The sequence below is a fragment of the Corynebacterium sp. HMSC28B08 genome (genome assembly GCF_001806865.1).
Lineage (GTDB): Bacteria > Actinomycetota > Actinomycetes > Mycobacteriales > Mycobacteriaceae > Corynebacterium > Corynebacterium auriscanis.
This window is the reverse complement of sequence record NZ_KV786149.1, coordinates 1-1,606: the sequence shown is the minus strand read 5'-3', so window position 1 is coordinate 1,606 and position 1,606 is coordinate 1. Positions and strand designations below refer to the sequence as shown.

Sequence of the window (1,606 nt, the reverse complement as noted above, 5' to 3'; positions counted from 1 at the left end):
GGGTCGGCGGCACGTGGTGCTATCTCTACCGGGCGATCACCGCCGGTGGGCAGACCCTGGACTTTTATCTCTCTGCGAAGCGCAATAATGAAGTGGGTTTCCACAACAGAAAGTCCAAGAATGTCTAAAACACCCGTTCTCGGAGAAGCCCTTCTGAGACAGTCTCACTCTGGGCACCTCAAACCACTTTGACCACGGTGTCGATCTGAACAGCAGCACCCAGTGGGAGTGCCGCTACTTGGAGAGTGGTTCGCACTGGATAAGGTTCGGCAAAGTACCGGGCGTATACCTCATTGACGGTTCCGAAGTCTGCGTAGTCCGTTAGGTAGATGGTCGTACGCACCACATCTTGGAAGCCTCTGCCCACTTCGCGCAGGAGGATCTGAAGATTCTCCATCATGTACTCACACTGAACCGCAACATCTCCGGACACCACTTCACCGGTCTCTCGATCTTGGCCAATGATGCCCGCCGTAAAACCCAAGCCATCTGCAGCCGCGAAGTGGGAGAACGGGGCACTGGACTGGTGAAGTTGAGGACTGAAATGGTGATCCATCCTCAAAATCCTAACAGCAACGCGATCCTAAGCTGCCAAACATTTCTTCTAGATAACTTGCACACAAACCGCTGCCGTAAGAGTCTCTCATCGACCATGCTCACCTACACACGCGCACGAGCCTGCAGGACTCTCATACCCACCATCTAGGTTCAACGCAGCAGATCTCCTAGAAAGTCAACCCAAACCGTTCGATCAGCATCGATGGTTGCCTATGCACGGGTGGTTTCTCTAAAACTAACTGCCCTAAGGGGGCAGGGGAACCGTGTATTGCTTACGGCCTGACCCATTTATTTCGAGCATGCTCGACGTCCTCTCGGCAGTGAGATTTCTGCCTTCTTCAAGGCCCTTTTTACGGTTGGCCGGGACACACTGAACTCTTTCATGGCGTCCGGGATTGAGGGGTATGCGCCTGTTTGAAGCATGGTGTCGTCGAAGTAGTTAGCGATCTGCCTTGCGGTGACTCGTCCTCCTGTTGCCCGCTTGACATTCGCCTGCTTGAGTTTCCTAATCTCGGCTTGCGCGTATTCGCTGTCGCGGTCTTTCCAGCGTTCTGCGGCCTTTTGTCCGCCCTTGCGTCCCATCGTGGCGAGAGCTTTACGCTCGCGCATGCCGACACCTCCAGCGCTGCCGGAGAACGATGACGAATCGGCTGCTCCACGGTTGCCGGAGAGGACATAGCCGCGCACACGCCGTGCCATCGTCTGACGGTCACGCTGAGACGGCATCTCCGGCTGGCGGCAATCAGCTCCGACGGCCTGGGCGATGTTATAGGCACGCTCGTAGGCATCAATGATCTTCGCATCGGTCATGCGCTCACCTGCCTCGCGGAGGCGGTGCGCGGTCGCCAAGGCGTGCCGGAAGGCTGTCTCGTCGCGGGCTACGCGCCCCTGGGAGATCCAGAGCACCTTCACACCATCAATACGGTCACCGTCCAAGGCATCAGCGTTAGAAAGACCACCATCGAGATCTTTGAGCATCTGTGCTTCTTCACGGCGCGCGCGCACGGCCTCGATGGTGCTGTTGCAAAGTTGGGCCAGGGTCGAAAAG

1 protein-coding gene and 2 pseudogenes are annotated in these 1,606 nt (G+C 56.8%); 1 reads left to right on the top strand and 2 read right to left on the bottom strand.

Going from position 1 to position 1,606, the window contains the following annotated elements:
- Nucleotides 1–86: pseudogene (locus tag HMPREF3098_RS10855) on the top strand (DDE-type integrase/transposase/recombinase); the annotation flags it as partial.
- 92 nt (nucleotides 87–178) lie between these two features.
- On the opposite strand, the gene HMPREF3098_RS01590 reads toward HMPREF3098_RS10855, so the two are convergent.
- Both HMPREF3098_RS01590 and HMPREF3098_RS01585 read right to left on the bottom strand, forming a co-directional pair.
- On the bottom strand, nucleotides 179–556 hold the full coding sequence (locus HMPREF3098_RS01590; protein WP_070433753.1) for a Rid family hydrolase: 378 nt from the start codon (nucleotides 554–556) through the stop codon (nucleotides 179–181).
- Between the two features lie 290 nt (nucleotides 557–846).
- A pseudogene (locus HMPREF3098_RS01585) lies at nucleotides 847–1,606 on the bottom strand (replicase RepA); the annotation flags it as partial.